The organism is Methanolobus vulcani (assembly GCF_006546655.1).
GTDB classification, from domain to species: Archaea; Halobacteriota; Methanosarcinia; order Methanosarcinales; family Methanosarcinaceae; genus Methanolobus; species Methanolobus vulcani_A.
On sequence record NZ_VIAQ01000015.1, the window covers coordinates 471,599 to 493,693 of the forward strand.

The following is a 22,095-nucleotide window of genomic DNA, read 5'->3' on the forward strand; positions in this document are numbered from 1 at the left end:
CAGTGATGTTTTAAACACAATTCTATTATAAGTGAGTCAACTCTTGATCTCAATTAAGGTTCTTGAATGTAAAAACATATAATTATGGAGATTACTGATGTTTCTTTACCGTTTGTACATTGAAGGAACAAACACAGAAAAAAAGATAAAAACCCGAATCAACGATCCGGGATTGTACAAAAAGGTCTGGTTACAATTTCTTCCTATCTTCATCATTTCTCTTTTTCAGTAATAAGATGAAGAATCCTGCTACAATAAGCAATGCAAGAAGTCCTGTAACCTTTAATGTGTTACTCTCTCCCTGCTCTTCTGTGTCATATTTGTTCTCTGATGTATCTGTATCTCCAGAAGAACTTGCTGAAATCACCCCTATCGAATCGCCCAGAGATTCTGTATTCACAATGTCGGCATTTTCAGCTTCTAATACATCATCAGCTATTTCATCTGTCGTTTCCTCGTCACTCCAGAACAGGAGTTTCTTGAGGTAATATGGTAGTCCTCCATCTCTGGAAGTTGAAGGAGAACTGTACTGATAGCTACAGGTGACAGCAAATGGAGAATATCCTGAAACATTCCTCACAATGAAGTATGAGTACGTTCCATCGTTTCCTGTAAGTTCAGGAGTATATGCTTCCCACTCAGGATTTGCCCAGTGTCTCAGGTATACAGTATTTACTATCAAAGTGCCTCCGCCCTTTTCATTAAGCACCCTGAACTCTATGCTGCGGTTGCTGCTTTGATTGTTGACCAGTGTATCGTTATTGAAGCTAATATCGAGGTACTGGTATATTGACGAGGTTGAGAAATCAATACTTGATTCATTTATAGCAGAAACATTCAGCACTTCCACCCTGACCTGTATGCCGTCGGTGTTGTTACCAGTATTGAAAGATGTTGAAACAATACTGCATGCAAGGTCGTTATCATCGGTTTCATTGTCGTTGGTGGTGTTGAAGCGCAGATACTTATCACTGCCATTTATTGTGATTGTCGGAGTGGTATTGATTACCATCGTGATGTTATTTCCGCTTTCTGATGAACCAGTAACTGTCCATTGCCATGAGCGTGTGTCAGTTCTTCCAATGCTTTCATTACTGGTCTGCACAGATACATTGTAAATGTCCATGAAGAAATCACTCTGGTTGATATACTGACTGGTGTTAATCAGGCAGTAGGAAATCATGGATGAATCATTTGTATTGTTGTACATTATTGATCCTGTTTCATTCACAGGATTTCCATCGATAAGCCACACAAAGCTGGAGTAAAGGGTGCTATTGATGCTGAAGTTGAGTTCTTCCCCATACGCTGATATTGCTGATGAGTTCTCCGGTGTGTACGTGTAGACCGGTTCCTCTGCACATCTTACATTCAACAGGCTGGAAGATGTACCGTTGCTGTTCTGTACCGTGAGGTTTACCGTGTAGTTACCGGACACAAAAGTGTGTGTAGTGTTGATGTCAGTTGAATTTGTTTCATCCCCAAAGTCCCAGTTCCAGTTTTCCACAAGTCCAGATGAGTTGTCAGTGAAATTGACTGTAAGGGGACTTATTCCTCTGGTCACGTTTGCACTAAAATCTGCAATTGGCAGGATAGATACGTTCATCAGGATATCACCCGTTGTGTTCATATTTCCTGCAGTATCTATGAATGTACAGTTGTAGGTCATCTGGCTTACAAGTGTTCCTGAATTGCTGGCAGGAATATCGATGGTCCATGAGTAGTTTCCTGAACTTGCATTCATCTGGTATTCGTTGTCATCAACGGTTACATTGTAAGTTACGATTGTTGAATAGTCAGTGACGTTCAGTTCAAGTAGGACACTATCTCCGGTGTTTGCACTGACAGGCATATTTGTCCATGAATACATAGGATTTGATCTGTCAACTAAAAACACGTTAGATGTGGAGTATTTAATATTGCTGGCATTGTCAACTGCTTTTATGTGAAGATACCAGTCACCATCATTCTGATCTGCTGTAAATGTGTCGCCACTGTTAAAAGGAGTCCACGTTGACACATTAGATACATTAGAGTCCAGTAACCAGGAATAAGACAGTTCATTGATACCCGAAACCGTATCAGCTACAGTTACGATCGTACTGTGGCTCTGGTTGAATGTGTTGTTACCATTTTCACTGAAAGATATTACAGGCAGACTGTTGTCTAACCTGAAGACATCTGACACAGAGTAATTGATATTTCCAGCATTGTCGGTTCCACGTATATGGAGGTACCAGTCGCCATCAACTGAGTCTTTGGTCAGTGTTCCGGCGTTTGAAAAAGAAGTCCATAATGATACGGACTCGACATTCTGATCCTGTGTCCATGCACAGGCCATCTGAGATATGCCGGCAGGCGTATCTGTTCCTGTAACCGTAGAGCTGTGACTGTTAGCATACGTGCTGTTGCCATTTGTTCCATAAGCAATTACCGGTGCAAGTGAGTCTATGGTGAATGTAACGTCACGAGCTGAGGAATTGTCCTGCGTGTCGGTAGCATATACACGGAACATTGCACTACCGGTATTGTCTTCCGGAAGAGCGAATGCCATACTGTTGGTGCTAAGCAGGTTCCCTATAAGGGACCATGTTCCATTAAAAAGCCAGAGGTTATATCGCACACTGTCGCCTTCCACATCCGAGGATGATCCCCATGACACAGTCATTGCGCTTCCTCCCTTCTTAATCTGTCCGCTTGTTGGCGATGTAAATGTTCCTGGGGTTGTTGGTGCATCATTTACAGACGTCACGCTTACGGTAACTGTGGTTGATAGTTGTGGTGAAGCATCGCCCATGCCTCCGTATTCTACAAAATAACCTGTTATTGGATCGGTATAGTATGAATAGTAGTCATTCCATTCTCCATTTTCAAGTAAGTGAGCACAGTCTTCTCCATATGTGGAATATGCATCATTTGGTTCGTTATTAGCCCAGTTTTCATATGCTAATGCAGAACCAGCATAGTTTCCACTCCAAAATTGAGTTCCGGCTTCAGGTCCTGTTACCCATTTCCACACACCTTCCGTATTGGCATCACTTGCTCCTATCCATGCCTGGCCTTGTATTTTTGTGCTGATGAAGGTGTTTTCTGGTTCGGATGTAATTGTGGCAAGATATCCCTGCATGCCTTCAAGCCATCGGCCTTCAGCAGCAGTTTTTGCGGCATCCCATGAAATATGAGAACTTGTCACGTATTCATAATAATGTCCTGTAACTTCAGAATACAATGTGTTTCCCCCCAGAACAAATGTAATCTTTCGGTCTGCAGTGTTTGGTTCTTGATTGATGTTCTCATACCTTACGTTTCTGAAAGCTGCCTGGTATGCGGCTGCATCCCCGCTTCCTGTAAGAGTTAGGATTCCGGTAGAATCATCAAAGCTTCCGTAAATACTGCCTGTAGTTGAATACCTAAGATAGTCCTGATAGCGGACATAACCATCTCCTATGTAGACCTTAGCTGATGTGTAAGTAGACTCACTACCGGTGATTGTCAGCCCGGGGTCTATATACATGTCATCATTTTCAGTATAAGTTACAGTACTGTCCGAAGTGGCTACTGTCGTTGCTGCCTGTGCAACAGATGTTAAAACAACACAGGATATTAATAAAAAACATATAGTAACAACCAATCTGCGCATGATAATTTCTCCAACCTAAGTTATGTATTTGTTATGTTAATGCAAAATGAATGAGTTCTTCAATTTAACATATATCCAAATATATAATATTTAATTAATCAATAATCTTTAATATATTCTAATGTATTTTAATGTTTTTGAGAGGTGTATAATGTGTCTTCTCTCATTATTTTTGCAAGTAACGATTCGCAAATTCTAGTAATGTATTGAGTTGTCTATTAGAAAGTGAAATTAAGACAACAATTAAAATCACCAAAAAAAGTCTCATAGGCAAATAAAAAAATAACAACTAATAAATACACTAAATTTCATATGTATTTTTATAAAAAAGAATAATCGCTGCCACCCTCAGACGGCAGCTTCAAAAAAAGAATTAGTCAATGGTGTCGTGCATGCGAGGCTTGATCTCGTCGCTCTTCTTTCCTTCGTCGAGATTACCGTTCTCTTCCTCTTCCTTACGGTTCATATCCTTGCTGAGCATTGGGTTAAACATGAAGTACTTCTTCACATAGCCCATGACCTCTTCATCGGATATGCAGGAAACCCTCTTCTCATCGTTATATAGTTTCTGGATCTCCGCCTGGATAGCCCGCAGACGCTTATCATTCTTATCGATCTCAATGTTTACGTCCATAAGTTCGTTCAGTGTTTCCTGGACCTTATATCTCAGTACTTCGATGCCTGAAGAGTCACCGATGAGGAATATCCTCTTTCCACCAACAATCTCTGGTGGGTATGGCTCGTAGGTGAATGGGTTCTTGATTACACCGGCAGAGTGGATACCTGATTCGTGGGCGAACACATTGTTACCAACAACAGACTTGTTCCGTGGGATACGGATACCTATCTCTCTTTCCATGAACCTTGAGAACTCAACAAGGCAGTCAAGGTTGTACTTATCAAAGCCTTCGATACGTCTTGCAAGGAACAGCAGGAGTTTTTCCATTTCAGCATTACCTGCCCTTTCACCGATACCCAGGAAAGTCACGTTGGACCAGTTTGCACCGTGCCAGTATCCTGCAATGGAGTTAGCAACTGCAAGACCGAAGTCATCGTGGCAGTGTGTCTCGATGTTCTTGACATTGAGTTCATCCTTCAGGTATTTTGTGATCATCGGCATGCCAAATGGCTCGTCAACATCCGTAAAAGGAATACCAAACCCGATTGTATCACAGATGCGAATCGTACAATCCGGGTCAATATCCATTATCTTCTTAATAAGCGGGAAAGTAAAATCATAGTTGTCTGCACGGGTCATATCCTCAATGTGAGCCCTGGTGCGAAGTCCGTGGTCAACTGCATACTGTAGTGCGTTGAGATATTTCTCCTCGGCTGCTTCACGGGTAAGTCCCATCTTGTCAACTATGTGTGGGTCTGATACTGACATCAGTATACCTGTTTCCTCAATGCCGTCAATATTGAGGACCATATCAATATCAGCAGGGTTTGCACGTGCCCATCCGGTGACCTCAGGGAACTCGTAACCGTGGTCCATCATGAGTTTGATAGCTTTTCTGTCTCTTTCATTGTAAACAAAAGATTCAAGCTTCTCAATTCCTATTCTGTGAAGATATTCGTATATCTGAAGCTTCTGCTGACTTTTCATGACAATACCAGGCATCTGTGCCCCGTCCCTGATAGTGCTGTCACTTATAGATACTTCCTGCCCCAGTGGTAATTTGATTTTTGGAAGATCGTCATAATCTTTGTATATTTTCATTTGATACCTCCTTCTTAAAATTTTAAAACTCCAGAGCTCGAATTAGTGGTCTGTCTAGAAACGAATTAGTATACATCTAATTTAGCGTATCACTCTGGATTATTATCTTCATGAGTTGAATTGCAACATATTATGGATGAACTCCTACTTAAAATATCGTTTCTATATATATGAGTAGGATGTCTTTTTCTCCATACTGAACTAAACCTTTAAATCTTTATATTTTAAAAGATTAAATGGTTCTTATGTGGAGTATATTACTTAGAAAATTTGAGAAATACCCGGCCCAACAAAAGGTCCTGAAGCTTCTTTTCGAACGCGGCTTCCAGGTAAACAATGAAGGGAAGGTTACATCAGGTGCCATCGAAATCGCACACACACAACTTGCCAGAGAAGCCGGAGTTGACAGGCGCGTTGTAGATTCCACTACAGAGGTCATACTTTCAGATGATCAGCTAAAGAAGATTTTCCAGAACGTAAAATCACTCCCTTTCCTTCGTGATGTAGCTCCTCTTATGGGGCAGGGTGTTATTATTATAACTCCTGATGATGCCTCCAGCAAGGGAATAATTTCCGATGTCTCCACAGTTATCGCAAAGCACAATATAAGCATCAGGCAGGCTGTATCAGATGATCCCGTATTTACGGATGAACCTAAACTTACTATAATCACAGATACAAAAGTTCCAGGTAGCATTATCGAGGAATTGCTCAAACTGGATTCTGTAAAAAGCGTAAATATAGCCTGAGCCCGAAGAATTGGGTTTAAAGGCTTACAGGCAAATGATTGTGATTATTACATAATTTACTATCAGAGTACAGCTTTTGCAAAAGCCCTGAATATCCTTAACATATGCACCGATTTAGATGGGTGCAGTAACTTTTTTATCAGTATTGAAGGATGGTCCATATCTCCGTAACGTGTTATGGTGTCAAGGATCGCAGGATTATTCATAGAACCTATCAGTTCGTCCATTTCTTTATCTCTAAGTCCTGATGCAAACTTATGGATTCGCATTCCCATTGCAAGCTCTTTCCCAAGTTTCGCTCTCCACTGCAGGTCGTATTCAGAAAGGAATGATGCAGAACTGTTTTCCTGTTCTGCCGCCTTTGCAGCAATTTCGCCCGCTATTTTTGCACACACTGCTCCGGTATATATGCCTCCACCTGACGTGGGTTTAACCTGTCCTGCCGCATCACCTACTATCATTACACCGTCAGCATAGGTCTTTTCAAGAGGTCCGAGGGGAATTCCACCCATTACAAGGTCAAGCTTCCCACCGCCATATCTTGAAGCTACATGCTGATTTTTGGTAAGAAGATTTTCAAGGATTTGATGTGCTGACATCCCATACTTTGGATCAACTGCCATACCAACACGGGATATGCTTTCGTTTACAGGAACAGTCCATCCGAAAAACCCGGGAACCTGTGAGCCGACAAACAACTCTACAAAATCGGTGTCCTCACTTTGATATGGCACTTCAGCCTGAATTCCCGGGAGCACTTCGCTTACATTTCCAAGTCCTGACCATTTTGCAACCTGGCTGCGAATACCGTCAGCACCGATTATGACTTTTGATTTAAGATCATGTTTTTCACCGCTCTTTACAACGGAAACCTTCTGCTCTTTCTGTGATCTCTCAATACCCGTAACCCTTGAGTTCAGCCATAGGTCAACATCCTCTTCAAGTGCCATTGCAGCAAGTTTCCTGTCGAATATCTTTCGGGAAACAACGTAAGCTTTGGTTTTCTTCCCGTCAATAGGCAGGCAATCTCCATGCATCGGATGAACAAATGCACCTCTTACAGAGTTTAGGATTGAACTATCTGATGGGTCAATCTCACACTCACTGATAGCTCTTGTACTTAGCAGTCCGGTGCATCCTACCGGACTACCAATAAATGCATGATCTTCCAGAATCAGTGTTTTTGCGCCATTCATCGCAGCATATCTTGCTGCCACAGAACCGACAGGTCCTCCGCCTACGACAATAACATCATATTCTGTCATGTTCGCTGAATTCAAGTACTATTTCCAGAACCTCATGGAAATTGTTGAGTGTTCTGTCAGGTTCGTATTCGCCTGATGTCCTGTCCTTTGCACTGTTGCGGTCTCCATAAGCTGCATAGGCAGCCATCATACCCAGTTCTTTTGAAGGAGCGATATCCCTTCTCAGACTGTCACCGACAAAAAGTGTTTCTGAAGCAATAAGCCCCATAGTGTCAAGAGCATATTTGAAAGGCGCAAGGTCCGGCTTTTTCGCACCGGTCATGTCATGGGCGGTAAGTGAATGCACCAAATCTTCCAGACCTATTTTTACAAGTCGTTTCCTTGCATTATCGCTGTTGGCATCGGTCACAATGCCAAGTAATAATCCGATTTCGTTAAGTTCCTCCAGAGTTTCTCTTACATCCGGGTAGAGTTTTATATGGCTGATTTTCTGGGTTTCATATATTCTAACGCATGTCTGGTAATTTTCAAGCAGGTCAATTCCGTTATCTAGCAAGTAATCCCTGATATTCTCCGGATTTTCAAAACCATGAATTTCCCTGCGGAAATACTCGAACAGCTCTTCAGGGTCACCTGCGCCAAGGAAACTGACAACTTCTGTGCAGGCAATCATCTTTGCTTCTACAAAGTCAAAGAGCGTGTTATCCATGTCAAAAATAATGCCCCTTAAAATCTTTCCCATATTTTCATTATTCCTTTTTATGCTCCTGCTATGGTTTTAATGTTGGTTTTCTATTTATATATTCGGGGCACGAATGCGCATATGTAATGTTTATATATCTAACGATTTTATATTATTATATAACAAGCTTTGCTGAGTCTGGATAAGGAGGTACTGAGTTTGGCTGAGTTGAAGAAAAAAGGTGTCATTGAAAACGCATCAACACAAAAAACGGATAGTAGCACAGGATCAGAATACGAACATATTGCCCGACCCGAAGAAGAAGGATTTTATTCTTCATGTGGGCAGGCATTCATACGTATACAAAGAAACTAATGTTGCATCTTTTTATTTTATTGGGATTGCACTTTTTGATTTTCTCTTTACTTTTATTACTGAAATATCATCGCAAGCTCTTTTTCAATATCTTCAGCCATCAATTGTGTATATCCATGCGTGCTTCCGTTGATCGGATAAATTGCCTTAGGCTCTTCAGCCTTATCAAAAGTGCGAAGCGCAAGCTCATAAGGAATAATGCTGTCATTTACGGAATGCAGCATAACAAACCTTCGTGAGCTTATTAGTTCCAGATAGTTATCAGGATCAATTGACCTGTAAAATTGATATGCAGTCATATTAATTGTTTCATCAACTTCAATTGAATCAGTATCATATCCGCTTGTGCTGATTCCAATTACTCCTTTTATTTCAGGTTTGATTGCAGTTGCTATTATGGCAAACCTTCCACCATTACTAAGACCAAGCATTGCAATGTTATCACCATCTACTGCTGATTGTTCAGCAAGAACATTTGCAGCAGCAAGTGCATCATACACCATCATGTATTCCACCGGCTCTGTCCCATTCATGTAAAGTGCCAGGTCACCTTGCGGATTGATTCCTCCAAGATTTCTCTGGTCGATGGTTATGGATGCGTATCCCAGAGATGAAAGTAATTGAGGTACTGCTGTCTGTTGTTCTTTTGAAACGCCTGCACCAGGAAGAATTACAACACCGGGTATGGGTGTATCCATATCAGGGAATTGTATCAGGGCTTCAATGTCAGAATCCCTGCTCTTGAAAGTCACTGTTTTTAATCTTGTATTGTCGTCAGCAACTGTGACGCTGGTGACACTATATTCAGTTTCATCCATTTGTGAATAGGAAAGTATCCCATCATCCGAAACAGACCACTGTTCACTATCATCCGAGCTATGCATGATTCCAAAAGCACCGGCTGCCATGAGCAATATCCCCAGTGCAAGCGGGAGAAGTTTTACATTCATCTTCTGCTGTTCAGTTTCTGTTTTTCTTTTTCCTTTAGCAGTGTTTTTCTGACTCATGGGATCGCCAAAATGATTTTGATAGAATAGAAATTATGGAACTAATAGGACGAACCTGCCGGGAGTCGAACCCGGGTTCTAAGCTCCGGAGGCTTAAGTGATATCCGCTACACTACAGGTCCGCATTTGCTTTTAGTTTTGAACTTAAACTCATTTTGCATGTTTCTCATTGGAGATAAATATGGTGTTATAGTGTTGTTTAAGTGCTTACTAAAAATATTGCATCTGGCATTTTGTAATGCATTTGTTTTTCAGGTCAGCCATTATGTTCTTTTCATTCCCGGTATCAGCATCAGTAATATTCCTATAATTGAAGCGGCAATAAATCCTTCTAAGGTTCTGGGAATATTCCCGTCGGTTTGGTTTGCGGTTTCAGACAGGTAATAATAAAACTCCCCGTTTTCCGTATCTATAAAATATGTTGTTGCAGTCGGACCATCCATATATGCTACTGCCCAGAAAGGTTCAGATCCACTGAATACTATTCTCACATCCTGTGGGGGAATTGAGGAATTTAGTCGACTTCCGGCAATTTCTATTGCTTCTGTCATGTTTACTGAGAAATTTGAATCATCAAATGTTGTAATATTCCCGTCTGATTCAAAATTAGCTTCTAAGCTGAAACTTCCTTTAGGTATGCTATTTAGTTTCTCTTTCTCAGATTCGTTCAAAGCAATTATGAAGGGATCTGTTTTTTCAAGTTCTTCGGCGGATAGCGCTTCCTTTTTAACCTGGGTTTTATTTCCGTTATATTCTGAAAGGTCCATGGGTTTGACCCAATTATCTATTTCTGGCATGTCAGAAATATTATTTTCTATTTTGCTTTCGTTATCTGCGGCTGATACAGATATCAGCATCACGTTTGCCAGTAACAGTGTAATGCATATTATTGGTATTCCATTTCTTAGATATATTTTCATTTATTCCCTTCTTGTAGTGTTCAGGAGACAAATCAGTCAAGTTCAGATTATGTTGAAAGCAATTCCATTTGCCTTTTGGTATAATGTGATTCAACTTGACTTTATATGGTTATTTTGAATATTATTGAATATTCTTATGTTCAATGCATTTGTTCATTTTTTATAAATCACTTATGGCCATATGTCACACTATAAACAACTCTATATATTTGTGTTATTGAATCGTTCATCTTACTTTTTCCTGAATATGGGTACGGGTTTTATTAGCCATGATACGAACGTTATTTTTAAATATCACAATTGTGTATTAGGGTCTATCACAATTGTGACTTGGTATTATTACCAATAACCAGGTATTGGCCCGGCTAACATTCTCATGTAAAGTTATGTCGTCCCGGTTCGAATCCGGGTCCTGGCTTGAGGGTTAACCTCAATTCCCCGCAGGAGTCTTCAGGCTCCTGCAGAAAAACGTCTACTCCAAACTACCTCCACAAAAACCACCATTTTTTATTTTTTCAAAAGGTAAAATCATGAAAGTAATACTTCCAAACGGTGATACTCAGGAACTGGTTATGGGCTCGTTGACAGTAGAGGAATTACTGCAACATTTTGATATAAGTCCGGGTGAGGTTCTGGTATCTAAGAACAAGCGCATTATCCCGGAAGATACAATTCTTGAAAACGATGATGATGTGCGAATAATGCAGGTTGTTTTCGGAGGCTGAAAGCCTCGCAAAATGAATTTTATTCTTAACTGGTGTTAGTGGTCATTAACACACTGCTGATCTTCTTCTCTAAGTTGTCTGCATATTCCGCATATCCTTGAAGCAAGGTCATCTACTTTGTTTTCTTTCATATCTGCTGCAAGCTTCCGGATGGATTCTTTGACATCATCCTCAAGCACAATCCTGTAGCCTCTTTTTTTAGACAGGTATTGTGAAACTGCTGAGGGTGCCATATCAAGTTCTTTCGCTATTTCCTGCTGTGACAGTCCGCAATTGATAAGTTCTTCTGCAATGGCTGCTCTTATGGCAGGTAATACGTCCCAGACTATCATTTGACATGGTAATTTCATGATTATTCCTTTTCATTGTTAGTTTTTAAAGTAAAAATCTCACAATTGTGAATGTATCTTTTATACTTAATACCTTTTATTGGTAGTTCCTGGTAACCTGTCTGTGGATGTGAATATCCCTCTTATAGTTGTAGGTGCAGGACATCACAAACATGCATTCGATGCATGTAAATACATCCCTGAATGCATGAAGGAAAGTGTTTCCATCTGGAAATATGTAGTTGGGGAATCAGAAGAATGGTAGATGGTCCTGTTGTGAGTCACCCCGATGAATTGGGTGTGGTTTTTAATATCACTCTTACAAATGTATGCAGCCAAATGTAAAATTATAAAACAAACTATATATACTTTTAATAATTATAACTGTTCCCCATAATAGGGTTGGCTATATCTATAGGATAGGGATTGAATTTGAACTCACGATATTCATTAACAGGGTATTTTGAAGTTTTATTTATAACTCTTATTCTAATCGGCCTCTACCTTGTAGGTCATGAAACTTTTCTCTTTCTTCACAGTATCGTTGAAATTACAGGCATTATAATCATTGGTGCTGTTTTTTTAATCACCTGGAATTCCAGGAACTATCTGAAAAATTCCTATCTTCTATTCCTTGGGACAGGTTTTCTTTTCGTTGCGCTCCTAGACTTTGTTCATGTGATTGGTTACAAAGGGATGGATGTATTCCTGGCTGATGAGGTAAACGTACCTGCACAGTTATGGATAGCTGCGAGATATTTACAGGCAGTATCCTTCTTTATAGCTCCTTTCATGTTGAGAAGAGAAGTGGATATGCGTAAAGTGTTCTCAGCCTACTCTGTAGTAACTGCATTGATATTCGCTTCTATATACATGGGTTATTTCCCGGATGCCATTATCGAAGGGAGTGTGTTCACATCGTTTAAGACCTCAAGTGAATATGTGATATCACTGGTCCTTTTGTCTTCGTTTTTACTACTTCGCAGACACAAGGAAGAGTTTGATGATGCGGTATATAAATCGCTTTCGGGTGCTATCATCCTGGCCATATTTGCAGAACTGGCATCAACTTTCAATACAGGTGTTTATGGTTTTACCAATCTTGCCGGACATTACTTCAAATTGCTTTCATCTTATCTGATATACAGGGCGATTGTCGTGATAAGTCTTTCAAGACCATATGACCTTCTTTACAGGGAGCTCAAGATAAGGGAATATGACCTTGTAAAGAACAAAGAGGCACAAGAGCACCTTCTGGAAACACTGGGTCTGGTCAACCAGATACTCCGTCATGATATTCTTAATGACCTGAACGTAATTTCTCTTTCAATAGGAAATCTCAGGGAGGATATGGATGACAGAATGCTTGATCATTCCTATAAGGCAGTTCAGCATAGTCTCAAACTGATAAATGATATGAAGGATTTTGAATCGCTTATGCATGTCAGGGGACTTAAGACAATTGATCTTCGTAGTCTTGCTGAGGAAGTGGCACAGGAATTCCCCATAACTGTAAATGCTCATGGTGAGTGTTCTGTAAAAGCAGACAGTGGTCTTCATTCGGTTGTCGGGAATATTATCCAGAATGCGATGGTACATGGTAAAGCGAACAAAGTGGATATTTCAATAAGCTCAAAAAAGGACTTTTGTGAGATGCGGATATCAGATAATGGTACCGGTATTCCTGACAGTATAAAAGAACATGTTTTTGAGGAAGGTTTTAAGCATGGTCCTTCCGGACATACTGGTATTGGTCTGTATATAGCAAAACGTATAATTGACAGGTACGGGGAGATATCAGTGGATGATAATATCCCTACAGGTACTACTTTTATCCTGAAGTTATATCATAGGTATGTTACCTGTGACGAAAAAGGAAATGAAAGTGAGATTTAAAGAAAAGTAAAGACCCACATGAGTGGGAATTTATCGGATTCTATTCTTCAGCAGCTCTTCCAATTGCTTTTACAAGTGTCAGCATAACTCCCATACCTTTCTGGAAGTCTTCATCACCCATTTGTTTGATAACTCCTGCAAGACCTATTTTTGGAGGGTTGAGGATTGCTTTGTCAAGCTCAGGGTCCTGAACTGCTCTTTCCATCACTTCTATTAAATCAGTGCACATGATGGCATTTGTGAGCTTTAATACAGTTGAAGTTAGATCTGCAATCCCGTGGGCAGTCTGGTCATTGATGTAATCCTGCAGTATTCTTGCTGTTCGGATAAGGTCTAAGACAGCCTCAACATCACCGGGTCTTATTTCGATGCCTGATATCTGGTTCATAAGATTTTCATCGCTCATTTTCTCATCTCCTCAGAACAGTCCTTTCACACTGATGTCCCAGTGTATGTGGTAATACATACGGTAAAGGAACCAGCCCATTTTTGTTGTTGAGAAAGCTTCAGGTGGCTTGGCATATTTCCATGTTGCAATGTATCCTTTTCCAGGAGTAGCCGGAGTTTCCAGTTCTGTTACCAGTGGGCATCCAGTTTCTCCTTCATAAGGTGTCTGGATGCCGTTTCCATAGATGTCATTCTTAAGACTCTGGCTGACTGCAATAGCTTGGTAGTGCGCTCCAATTCCTGTTTTGAGAATATCTGCCGGTCCGAGGTCACCAAGGACATAAACATTATCGTAGTTGCCTGCAGGACCTCTATATTGCAATGTTGATTTGTCTGCACCAATCCATCCCTTCTCGTCCGTAAGACCGGAATCGATCAAAATTTGTGGTGCTTTGTGAGGTGGGACTGTGATCAATGTATCATAGTTGATCTTATCTCCATTCTTTGATGTCAGCTCTTTGTTGGCCGCGTCAACGTTAGCCAGTGGGAAGTTCCTAATAACTTCAACACCTTTTTCTTCGAACTGGGATGTCACAAATTTATTGAATTCAGGTGGTCCAATCGGTTCCATTGGCCACACAAGGGTAAGCTGCACGTCATCTCTGATTTTCTTAACATTGCGTAGGTAGCTGTCCAGCATAAAAGTGAATTTTACCGGTGCACCGGGACATGGGACAGGCATTGAAGCAACAGATACCACAACTTTTCCATTATTAAGGTTCTTTACCAGGTCTCTTACCTTGAATGCATCTTCCATGGATGTATAGAAGGTGTTCAGGTCATCTGTAAGTCCGGGAACCGCATTGACATCAGCTCTACATCCCATTGCAATAACTAGGTAGTCATAGCTGTATTTCTTATTGCTTTTGACAGCTACTTCTTTGTTCTGAAGGTTAACTGCTGTTACTTCCCCGTCTGCTCCGAAAAATGCCTTTACTCTGGGGCTAATAAGTTTCTTACGAGGTCTTGTGATGTCTTCCGGGGTATAGAGTTCAAAAGGAATAAAAGTGAACCCGCCCTGATTTATATTTATGTCATTTTTGTCAAGAATTGTTACTTCTAGTTCGTCTTTGGCAATCTTGTTTCTGAATTCTCTGGCCAGTATATTGGCTACCACCGATCCGGCATAGCCTGCTCCTAATATCAGTACCTTTTCTTTCATAATCAAACCCCATATTTTTAATCAGTTGGTAGTTTAGATATATTTTACGGTACTGATACTTTTCTTCAGTAGTATATAAGTAAATGGAAGAACCTATCAAAAAAGATATTTTTCAGCAGTTCTGTCTGTGAATCTTTCATAGCCAGCACTGGCTGGCTATATGAAAGTTAAGAAGTAGAGTAGGTTACAGATGTAACCTGTAACTTAAAGGTTATAGTTATTGATAAGCAATAACTATAGTTTTTAGTTCTGGAGTACTATCTCAATGTTGATGTCCTTTGGTACCTGGATACGCATGAGCTGCCTGAGTGCGCGCTCATCTGCTGCAATGTCGATGAGTCTCTTGTGTACACGCATTTCCCAGTGATCCCATGTTGCGGTTCCGTCACCACTTGGACTTTTACGGACAGGTACTACCATTTTTTTAGTTGGTAGTGGAACTGGTCCTGAGATACTTACACCTGTTCTGTCTGCAATAGCTTTTACCTGATCGCAAACACCATCAAGGTTTACAGGACTGATTCCTGATAATCTTATTCTTGCTTTCTGTGACATGTTACTCTTCTCCTAAAAAAGGAAAATTGGAGTGTCTTACTTCTGTTTGACACTCATGCACATGCCAGCAGCAATGGTCATACCCATATCACGGATAGCGAATCTACCGAGCTGTGGGATTTCCTTTACAGGTTCAATTACCATTGGTCTGGTTGGCTTGATGGTTACGATTGCTGCGTCACCGGCCTTGATGAATGCTGCATTCTCTTCCTTGACCTGGCCTGTCTTTGGATCAAGCTTCTTGTCAATGGACATGAGAGTACATGCGGTCTGGGTGGTGTGGCAGTGGAATACTGGGGTGTATCCTGCTGTGATTGCGGATGGGTGCTGAAGGACTACAATCTGTCCTGTGAACTCGTCTGCTACGGATGGTGGGTTTGATGTTGGACCACAGACATCTCCTCTGCGTACGTCGTTCTTACCTACACCTCTTACGTTCCATCCGATGTTGTCTCCAGGGACAGCCTGTGGAACTTCTTCGTGGTGCATCTCGATTGACTTTACTTCACCAGCTACACCACTTGGGTTGAATATTACATTGTCACCCTTCTTCATGATTCCGGTCTCTACCCTACCTACTGGTACGGTTCCGATACCGGAGATCGTGTATGCATCCTGTACAGGGATACGGAGTGGAAGTGTGTCTGGTTTCTCTGGCAACTTAAGCTCGTTGAGGCAGTCAAGAAGTGATGGGCCAGTGTACCATGGTGTGTTCTCACTTGACTTTGTGATGTTGTCACCCTCGAATGCGGATGTTGGCACGAATGGAATATCGTCTGCCTTGAATCCTACCATACCGAGAAGCTGGCTTACATCTTTCTTTACCTGGTTGTATCTGTCTTCGCTGTAGTCAGCTGCATCCATCTTGTTTACAGCGACGATAAGCTGGTTGATACCAAGTGTTCTTGAAAGGAAAACGTGTTCCTTTGTCTGTGCCATTACACCATCAGGTGCTGCTACGACAAGAACTGCTGCATCTGCCTGGGATGCACCGGTGATCATGTTCTTTACGAAGTCACGGTGACCTGGACAGTCTACTACTGTGAAGTAGTACTTGTCTGTATCGAATCTCTTGTGGGAGATGTCGATGGTTACTCCTCTCTCACGCTCTTCCTTGAGTGAGTCCATAACCCATGCGAAAGCAAATGATTCTTTACCTTTCTCTTTTGCTTCAGCTCTGTATTTTTCGATAAGGTGAGCAGGTACTGCTCCTGTCTCGAACATCAATCTTCCGACAAATGTTGATTTGCCGTGGTCAACGTGACCGATAACTGCTAAGTTCATGTGTGGTTTCTCAGCTGCCATTTTCATATCTCCTTTAGTTTAATATCAATATATCAGTTTGATTTGCCATAATAGGTCTTTTTACGTTTAAACCTTTCTGACGAAATAGGATTTTGCAGTACAAATCCTGCAAATTCCTGTGATGATTACATGCTAAGGTAGTCAGATGCCTGTGGAAGTTCCTTCTTAAGTCCTTTCCTTTCTCTGATGCCGCATACAATCTCTGCTGTCATGTTTGCTGGAAGTGTGTCAAATCCTGCAAATTCTGTGCTCCACATTGCACGTCCTTCTGTTGCGGATCTGATGTCTCCTGCAAATCCGAAGAGTTCGGATACTGGTGCCCTGGACTCGATGATGGTCATGTCACCTTCAGAGGTCATATTGATAATGATTCCACGGCGACCCTGGATTTCCTTGGTTGCACCGCCCATCTGATCCTGTGGTACCTGAATGAATACCTTCTGGTATGGTTCAAGAAGTGTGTCATCTGCCATGAGCATTGCTGCCTGGATACCCTGTCTTGATGCAGGTATTACCTGTGCTGGTCCTCTGTGTACAGCATCTTCGTGCAGCTTTGCGTCAACGAGTCTGACCTTTACACCCATACATGGTTCCTTTGAAAGAGGTCCGCCCTTCATTACTTCGTGGAATCCCTCAAGGATAAGTTCCATGGTTTCATTGAGGTGCTGGATACCCTTTGTCATGTCAAGGTAAATATTGCTCTCGAAGATATCTACGATACCCTTTGCTTCATCTTTGTCCATACCTGCTTCCATGAGCTTTTCTCTGCGCTCGACTTCAGGCATACGCATGGAAATCTCACCAGCTTTGATAAGGTCTCTGACTCCTTCCTCGAGTGGCTCGATCTCAACATAGAACCTGTTGTGTCTGTTTGGTGACTTACCTTCTACAGGTCCTGCACCGCCACGGATGGTTTCACGGTATACTACGATAGGTGGTGTGGTTGTGATCTCTACACCCTTATCACGCTCTATTCTGTGTGCAATGACTTCAAGGTGGAGTTCACCCATACCGGCCATCAAGTGCTCACCGGTTTCTTCGTCAAGTGTGATCTTGAGTGTTGGGTCTTCCTTTGCAACCTGTCTCAATACTTCAACAAGCTTTGGAAGGTCCTTCATGTGCTTTGCTTCTACTGCAACAGTAACTACAGGCTCACTTGCATGGGTAATACTCTCGAAAGGTTCCATGCCTTCAAGGGTTGTTACAGTTGAACCTACAATAGCATCTCTAAGTCCGGTTACAGCTGCAATGTTTCCAGCAGGGATGTTCTCCACTTCGAGTCTCTTTGGACCCATGAAAACACCAACTTGCTGAATTCTGTTCTTTCTGGATGTACCGGATACGAAAACTTCCATTCCACGCTCAAGTGATCCACTGAATAACCTTCCGGTTGCAACTTCACCTGCATGTGGGTCCATGGTAATGTCAGTTACCATGAAAGCAAGGTCTGCTTTAGGATCTGCATTGATCATTGATTTGTAGATTGGAGAAGTCTTGTCTCCGTGCCAGATAGCGCCAATCCTTCCTTCCTGTGCTTGAAGTGGTGATGGAAGGAACCTGATTACCATGTCGTTCAAAACTTCATGAAGTGGGCACTTGTCTGCAAGTTCCCTTATGCTATTTGGATCATCTGATTTATTGTAATCATAAATCTGCTGGAAACTGACTCCGGTCTTCTGCATCATTGGTACACTGATAGCCCAGTTGTACAGAGCTGAACCGAAAGCAACAGTACCCTCTGCTGCATCAACTCTCCATCCTGCCTTGTAACGCTCTTCGTTCATACCTTTGATGAGCTTGTTTACGTGGTCGATGAGTTTTCCGAGTCTGATCTGCATTTCCTGTCCGTCGACCTGAAGCTCGTTGATGAGACGGTCAACTTTGTTAATGAAAAGAACTGGCTTGACATGTTCCTTGAGTGCCTGCCTGAGAACGGTCTCTGTCTGTGGCATTGTACCTTCTACAGCATCAATTACCACTACTGCACCGTCTACTGCACGCATTGCACGTGTAACGTCACCACCAAAGTCTACGTGACCTGGTGTGTCGATAAGGTTGATGAGATATTCCTTGCCATCGTATTCGTGGACCATTGAAACGTTTGCAGAATCAATTGTAATACCTCTTTCCTGTTCTTCTTCATCAGAGTCTGTCCAGCATGCGTTACCTGCAAGCTCTTTAGAGAGCATGCCGGCACCTGCAAGAAGGTTGTCTGATAATGTTGTTTTACCGTGGTCGATGTGCGCAACAATACCAATGTTACGGATCATCTCTGGTGTTCCCATGATGCCTGCCACACGGTCGACCATTTTATCTTTTGCCATATTAATTACCCTTACTTAATAATTGTACAGCGTTAACGTGCTGCCTTTGCGACTCTTTCCTTTGCATCTTTCCTGTTGATTGAGAAGCATTTTGCATCGCGGTTTGATGCTGCAATAAGTTCTGCTGCAAGACAATCTGCTGCACTTCTCTTGGACTTGAAAGCTGCCTGGTTTGCACCCTTTGTGATATATCTGAGTGCGGTGTCAACACGTCTCTGTGGAGCTGTGTCGACTGCCTTTGGTACGGATATTCCGCCGTACTTAAGTCTGACAACTTCTTCCCTTGGGCCTGCATTTGCAATAGCTTCTACAAGTACCTGTACAGGGTTCTTCTGTGTTCTCTTGTTAATGACATCGAAAGCTTCAGAGACAATCATCATTGCTCTCTGCTTCTTTCCTGTGTTCTGCTCGTTGCGCATGACGTTGTTGACAAGCCTTTCAACAATGCAGATGTCTGATTTGTTGAACTGCTGTCTTGCATGCTTACCATTTGTATGTGGGATAATTACTGGGTCGAGATTAACGTACCTTCTGATTCCCTGGTCAGCAACCTCTACCTCACTGAGATCCCATTTTCCGAATAATTTATACATATGGATTATCTCCTTGGTTTCTCTTTACGGCCAATGACCATCTCGTTTAATGATACGTTGTTCACAGCGGTAACCTTAAAGCGTACTCCGGGAATATCTCCCATTGCACCACCCATGCGGCCACCAATTCTTTCTACTGTAACTTCGTCGTGCTCGTCAATAAAGTTGATAGCTCCGTCTCCAGGGCAGAAAGCTGACACCTGGCGACCATTCTTGATCAACTGAATTCTTACACATTTCCTTATTGCTGAGTTTGGCTGCTTAGCCTCTACACCTACTTTCTCCAGTACGATACCTCTGCCTTGAGGTGCACCACTGAGTGGGTCTGCTTTTATGTCAAGACCAAGTGCACGCCTGTTATAGCGAGAGTCCTTCCATCTTGCGTCTTTTCGCATACGCTTGATAGTGTGAGCTGCAAATTTTCCATTTGGCATATATTATGTCCTCCAATTATGTCTTTGATGAGTATGATATTATTCGAACGATCACTGCAGTATTACGTCGTCTATGTCGTGATGTCTCTTTGCGACAAGTTTGACCTTTTCAATGTTTTTCCCATTACGTCCTATGGCAAGACCCTTGTCTTTATTAGACACTTCTACATAAGCTAATCGTTTATTGTTTCTGCTAGTGATGTTCACTGATTTGACAGTTACCGGACTAAATGCATTTTTGATGAATACATCGGGTTCGTCCGAATATTCGACAAGATCAATCTGTTTATCCACTGTATTTTTCATACGGTTGATGTGCTCTCCCTTTCTTCCGATAGCAGCACCCATGTCGCCTGCTTTTATCACATATATTATCCTACAGTCATCGATTATACAATCTTTGACCGTCGCGCCGGTTAATTTTTCAAATAATGCGATGTATCGGATACCTTCAGTGGATAACTTGATCTCGCCCAAATATCGCAACTCCTTTAAGCGGCAGCCAGAATATCAGACTCTCCGCTGTCAATGATTGCCATTGCAGCGATGATATATGGTTTTCCGCAAGCAGGACCAAGTTCTGTTCCTGTGCCTGGGTAGTTGAGTATCGGTACGTTTGTGCTTTCAATCTTGGCTCTTACATCGGCAGGACAGTTTGCAGCGATTACTACCATTTTAGCGTCATTGCTAACAGCAGCATCAATGGTCCTGTTTGACCCAATGATCACCTTTCCGGTTCTGATCACTTTGATAAGTGCTTTGTCAATGTTAATATCCATTTTATATCAACTCATTTATAACGTCAGTTTGAGATTTGTATTAATAAGTGATTCCGTATATTTACTTTCTGGTTGTTCTTTATATACTTCTATATAATGAAGCATTATTTTGTAATGAGATGTACATCTCCTGTTCCAAGTTTTATAGGCTGTCCTACAATGATGTTCTCAGTAACACCGTTTAGCTCGTCACGATCTCCGCGCATTCCTGCATCAAGCAAGTGGTTAACGGTAACTTCAAAAGCTGCACGAGCGAATACACTGGCTTTCTCTCCAGAAATACCATGTCTTCCGATCTGCTTTACTTCTCCATCACAGCACATGATGTCAGATACAAGCATTATGTGTCTGATATCAACAGTAAGACCCTGTTCTGACAGGGTATTGGTAGCTTCAGTGATGATTGAGTTCCTTGCAGCTTCGATTCCAAATACATCATAGATTTCACCAATGTTGTTGGTGGATGTTCTTGTAACATCGACACCTTCGATCTGGAGAACATTCTTAAGCTGTGACCCTTCAGTATAAAGGGTGTATTCTTCACCATCTTTTCTGATAACTACTCTCTTGATACCTTCAATTCCTTTCAGGGTAATTGAGTGTATGTTCTTTGCAAGCTGGAGCAGTTCACGGTATGATGGTGCGTTAGGTGTAACAATAATCTGGTTTGCAACACTATCTGAAATATTCACCATTACGTCCAGTTCCTCGCGAAGTTTGTCAGCAATCTCATCAGGAGTCAGTACTCTGTAGTTAAGTGTTTTCTCATGCAAATCGATAATTAGCTGCATGTTCGCAAGGTCAGTTGTGATATCTGCAAGGTGTTCGATATGAGTAGCCTCAATCTCCCATGCAAGTCTGCGTGCTTTATCTCTGTCATGTGCGTACTCTTCTTCCAGTGCGATTGTCATCATTGGTGTACTTGGTGTTTTCCTTGCATCCACAATCTCAATAAGACGTGGCAGACCAAGGGTAACGTTAATTTCAGCGACACCCGCATAGTGGAAAGTACGCATGGTCATCTGGGTACCCGGTTCACCAATGGATTGTGCTGAAACAACACCCACTGCTTCACAGGGCTCCACGCATGCATAATCATAGCTTTTCATAACCTGTTCAATAATATCTTCGAGCTCTTTCTTTGTGACTCCGACTTTCATCACGTCACTCTTTAAGGTCTTCATGATGTTCTTTGGCAGATCGAGCCCTGAGATCATTGCATCAATAGTAGCTTCACTTATCGTCATT

At 41.8% G+C, this 22,095-nt stretch carries 22 protein-coding genes and 1 tRNA gene; 5 read left to right on the top strand and 18 right to left on the bottom strand.

Annotated features, from left to right (window positions below):
- Nucleotides 1-190: 190 nt before the first annotated feature.
- Together FKV42_RS09695 and FKV42_RS09700 are read right to left on the bottom strand one after the other, a co-directional pair.
- Nucleotides 191-3,640 (bottom strand): PKD domain-containing protein, encoded by a 3,450-nt coding sequence (locus FKV42_RS09695; protein ID WP_154810010.1) that lies wholly within the window; start codon nt 3,638-3,640, stop codon nt 191-193.
- A 373-nt stretch (nt 3,641-4,013) separates the two neighbouring features.
- Nucleotides 4,014-5,360: a homocitrate synthase/isopropylmalate synthase family protein gene (locus FKV42_RS09700; protein WP_154810011.1), complete on the bottom strand. Its 1,347-nt coding sequence runs from the start codon at nt 5,358-5,360 to the stop codon at nt 4,014-4,016.
- A 245-nt stretch (nt 5,361-5,605) separates the two neighbouring features.
- Between FKV42_RS09700 and FKV42_RS09705 the strand changes: the two genes are divergently transcribed.
- A complete protein-coding gene (locus tag FKV42_RS09705; RefSeq protein ID WP_154810186.1) occupies nt 5,606-6,109 on the top strand; it encodes an ACT domain-containing protein in 504 nt (167 codons plus the stop codon).
- Nucleotides 6,110-6,171: 62 nt separating this feature from the next.
- Here FKV42_RS09705 and FKV42_RS09710 read toward each other — a convergent pair whose 3' ends face one another.
- Nucleotides 6,172-7,389, bottom strand: coding sequence for a geranylgeranyl reductase family protein (locus FKV42_RS09710; RefSeq protein ID WP_394348061.1), 1,218 nt, complete (start codon nt 7,387-7,389; stop codon nt 6,172-6,174).
- Complete coding sequence (locus FKV42_RS09715) at nt 7,361-8,056, bottom strand: HAD family hydrolase (RefSeq protein ID WP_230375585.1); 696 nt, start codon at nt 8,054-8,056, stop codon at nt 7,361-7,363. Before FKV42_RS09715 ends, FKV42_RS09710 begins: the two co-directional genes overlap by 29 nt.
- Before the next feature lie 159 nt (nt 8,057-8,215).
- Here FKV42_RS09715 and FKV42_RS09720 point away from each other — a divergent pair, with 159 nt between their 5' ends.
- Nucleotides 8,216-8,371, top strand: a complete 156-nt coding sequence (locus FKV42_RS09720; RefSeq protein WP_154810012.1) for a hypothetical protein — start codon at nt 8,216-8,218, stop codon at nt 8,369-8,371.
- A 56-nt stretch (nt 8,372-8,427) separates the two neighbouring features.
- Here FKV42_RS09720 and FKV42_RS09725 read toward each other — a convergent pair whose 3' ends face one another.
- From FKV42_RS09725 to FKV42_RS09735, 3 genes are all read right to left on the bottom strand, one after another.
- Nucleotides 8,428-9,378 carry an alpha/beta hydrolase gene (locus FKV42_RS09725; RefSeq protein WP_230375586.1) on the bottom strand — a complete coding sequence of 317 codons (951 nt, stop codon included), beginning with the start codon at nt 9,376-9,378 and terminating at the stop codon, nt 8,428-8,430.
- Between the two features lie 50 nt (nt 9,379-9,428).
- Nucleotides 9,429-9,500 (bottom strand) — tRNA-Arg (locus FKV42_RS09730).
- 141 nt (nt 9,501-9,641) lie between these two features.
- Nucleotides 9,642-10,298, bottom strand: a complete 657-nt coding sequence (locus FKV42_RS09735) for a hypothetical protein (RefSeq protein ID WP_154810013.1) — start codon at nt 10,296-10,298, stop codon at nt 9,642-9,644.
- 530 nt (nt 10,299-10,828) lie between these two features.
- Between FKV42_RS09735 and thiS the strand changes: the two genes are divergently transcribed.
- Nucleotides 10,829-11,023, top strand: coding sequence for a sulfur carrier protein ThiS (gene thiS / locus FKV42_RS09740; RefSeq protein WP_154810014.1), 195 nt, complete (start codon nt 10,829-10,831; stop codon nt 11,021-11,023).
- 35 nt (nt 11,024-11,058) lie between these two features.
- Here the strand turns inward: thiS and FKV42_RS09745 are convergent, their stop codons facing one another.
- The gene (locus FKV42_RS09745) at nt 11,059-11,373 is read right to left on the bottom strand and encodes a transcriptional regulator (RefSeq protein WP_154810015.1); all 315 of its coding nucleotides are present in this window, start codon (nt 11,371-11,373) and stop codon (nt 11,059-11,061) included.
- A 103-nt stretch (nt 11,374-11,476) separates the two neighbouring features.
- Between FKV42_RS09745 and FKV42_RS09750 the strand changes: the two genes are divergently transcribed.
- Nucleotides 11,477-11,617: a hypothetical protein gene (locus FKV42_RS09750; protein WP_196214105.1), complete on the top strand. Its 141-nt coding sequence runs from the start codon at nt 11,477-11,479 to the stop codon at nt 11,615-11,617.
- 167 nt (nt 11,618-11,784) lie between these two features.
- Nucleotides 11,785-13,248 carry an MASE3 domain-containing protein gene (locus tag FKV42_RS09755; protein WP_196214106.1) on the top strand — a complete coding sequence of 488 codons (1,464 nt, stop codon included), beginning with the start codon at nt 11,785-11,787 and terminating at the stop codon, nt 13,246-13,248.
- Between the two features lie 40 nt (nt 13,249-13,288).
- Here FKV42_RS09755 and FKV42_RS09760 read toward each other — a convergent pair whose 3' ends face one another.
- From FKV42_RS09760 to rpoA2, 10 genes are all read right to left on the bottom strand, one after another.
- Nucleotides 13,289-13,654, bottom strand: coding sequence for a helical membrane plugin domain-containing protein (locus FKV42_RS09760; protein ID WP_230375587.1), 366 nt, complete (start codon nt 13,652-13,654; stop codon nt 13,289-13,291).
- Between the two features lie 12 nt (nt 13,655-13,666).
- Complete coding sequence (locus FKV42_RS09765) at nt 13,667-14,857, bottom strand: NAD(P)/FAD-dependent oxidoreductase (RefSeq protein WP_154810017.1); 1,191 nt, start codon at nt 14,855-14,857, stop codon at nt 13,667-13,669.
- A gap of 243 nt (nt 14,858-15,100) precedes the next feature.
- The gene (gene rpsJ / locus FKV42_RS09770; RefSeq protein WP_015052947.1) at nt 15,101-15,412 is read right to left on the bottom strand and encodes a 30S ribosomal protein S10; all 312 of its coding nucleotides are present in this window, start codon (nt 15,410-15,412) and stop codon (nt 15,101-15,103) included.
- Nucleotides 15,413-15,448: 36 nt separating this feature from the next.
- The gene (gene tuf / locus FKV42_RS09775) at nt 15,449-16,717 is read right to left on the bottom strand and encodes a translation elongation factor EF-1 subunit alpha (RefSeq protein WP_154810018.1); all 1,269 of its coding nucleotides are present in this window, start codon (nt 16,715-16,717) and stop codon (nt 15,449-15,451) included.
- 125 nt (nt 16,718-16,842) lie between these two features.
- The gene (locus FKV42_RS09780) at nt 16,843-19,041 is read right to left on the bottom strand and encodes an elongation factor EF-2 (RefSeq protein WP_154810019.1); all 2,199 of its coding nucleotides are present in this window, start codon (nt 19,039-19,041) and stop codon (nt 16,843-16,845) included.
- Between the two features lie 32 nt (nt 19,042-19,073).
- Entirely contained in the window at nt 19,074-19,643 is a 570-nt protein-coding gene (locus FKV42_RS09785; RefSeq protein ID WP_154810020.1) for a 30S ribosomal protein S7, read from the bottom strand.
- Nucleotides 19,640-20,068, bottom strand: coding sequence for a 30S ribosomal protein S12 (locus tag FKV42_RS09790; protein WP_154810021.1), 429 nt, complete (start codon nt 20,066-20,068; stop codon nt 19,640-19,642). The genes FKV42_RS09785 and FKV42_RS09790 overlap by 4 nt, the downstream gene beginning before the upstream one ends.
- A 51-nt stretch (nt 20,069-20,119) precedes the next feature.
- Nucleotides 20,120-20,545 (bottom strand): NusA-like transcription termination signal-binding factor, encoded by a 426-nt coding sequence (locus FKV42_RS09795; RefSeq protein WP_154810022.1) that lies wholly within the window; start codon nt 20,543-20,545, stop codon nt 20,120-20,122.
- Nucleotides 20,546-20,559: 14 nt separating this feature from the next.
- A complete protein-coding gene (locus tag FKV42_RS09800; RefSeq protein WP_154810023.1) occupies nt 20,560-20,847 on the bottom strand; it encodes a 50S ribosomal protein L30e in 288 nt (95 codons plus the stop codon).
- A 104-nt stretch (nt 20,848-20,951) separates the two neighbouring features.
- On the bottom strand, nt 20,952-22,094 hold the full coding sequence (gene rpoA2 / locus FKV42_RS09805; protein WP_154810024.1) for a DNA-directed RNA polymerase subunit A'': 1,143 nt from the start codon (nt 22,092-22,094) through the stop codon (nt 20,952-20,954).
- Between the last annotated feature and the right edge of the window lies 1 nt (nt 22,095).

Excerpts from the sequence above, each read along its gene's own strand:
- FKV42_RS09800 (WP_154810023.1), bottom strand. The coding sequence starts at position 20,847 with ATGGATATTAACATTGACAAAGCACTTATCAAAGTGATCAGAACCGGA.
- FKV42_RS09705 (WP_154810186.1), top strand. The coding sequence starts at position 5,606 with ATGTGGAGTATATTACTTAGAAAATTTGAGAAATACCCGGCCCAACAA.
- FKV42_RS09725 (WP_230375586.1), bottom strand. The coding sequence starts at position 9,378 with ATGAGTCAGAAAAACACTGCTAAAGGAAAAAGAAAAACAGAAACTGAA.
- rpoA2 (WP_154810024.1), bottom strand. The coding sequence starts at position 22,094 with ATGACGATAAGTGAAGCTACTATTGATGCAATGATCTCAGGGCTCGAT.
- FKV42_RS09760 (WP_230375587.1), bottom strand. The coding sequence starts at position 13,654 with ATGAGCGATGAAAATCTTATGAACCAGATATCAGGCATCGAAATAAGA.
- FKV42_RS09715 (WP_230375585.1), bottom strand. The coding sequence starts at position 8,056 with ATGGGAAAGATTTTAAGGGGCATTATTTTTGACATGGATAACACGCTC.
- rpsJ (WP_015052947.1), bottom strand. The coding sequence starts at position 15,412 with ATGTCACAGAAAGCAAGAATAAGATTATCAGGAATCAGTCCTGTAAAC.
- FKV42_RS09745 (WP_154810015.1), bottom strand. The coding sequence starts at position 11,373 with ATGAAATTACCATGTCAAATGATAGTCTGGGACGTATTACCTGCCATA.
- tuf (WP_154810018.1), bottom strand. The coding sequence starts at position 16,717 with ATGGCAGCTGAGAAACCACACATGAACTTAGCAGTTATCGGTCACGTT.
- FKV42_RS09700 (WP_154810011.1), bottom strand. The coding sequence starts at position 5,360 with ATGAAAATATACAAAGATTATGACGATCTTCCAAAAATCAAATTACCA.
- thiS (WP_154810014.1), top strand. The coding sequence starts at position 10,829 with ATGAAAGTAATACTTCCAAACGGTGATACTCAGGAACTGGTTATGGGC.
- FKV42_RS09735 (WP_154810013.1), bottom strand. The coding sequence starts at position 10,298 with ATGAAAATATATCTAAGAAATGGAATACCAATAATATGCATTACACTG.
- FKV42_RS09790 (WP_154810021.1), bottom strand. The coding sequence starts at position 20,068 with ATGCCAAATGGAAAATTTGCAGCTCACACTATCAAGCGTATGCGAAAA.
- FKV42_RS09695 (WP_154810010.1), bottom strand. The coding sequence starts at position 3,640 with ATGCGCAGATTGGTTGTTACTATATGTTTTTTATTAATATCCTGTGTT.
- FKV42_RS09765 (WP_154810017.1), bottom strand. The coding sequence starts at position 14,857 with ATGAAAGAAAAGGTACTGATATTAGGAGCAGGCTATGCCGGATCGGTG.
- FKV42_RS09780 (WP_154810019.1), bottom strand. The coding sequence starts at position 19,041 with ATGGCAAAAGATAAAATGGTCGACCGTGTGGCAGGCATCATGGGAACA.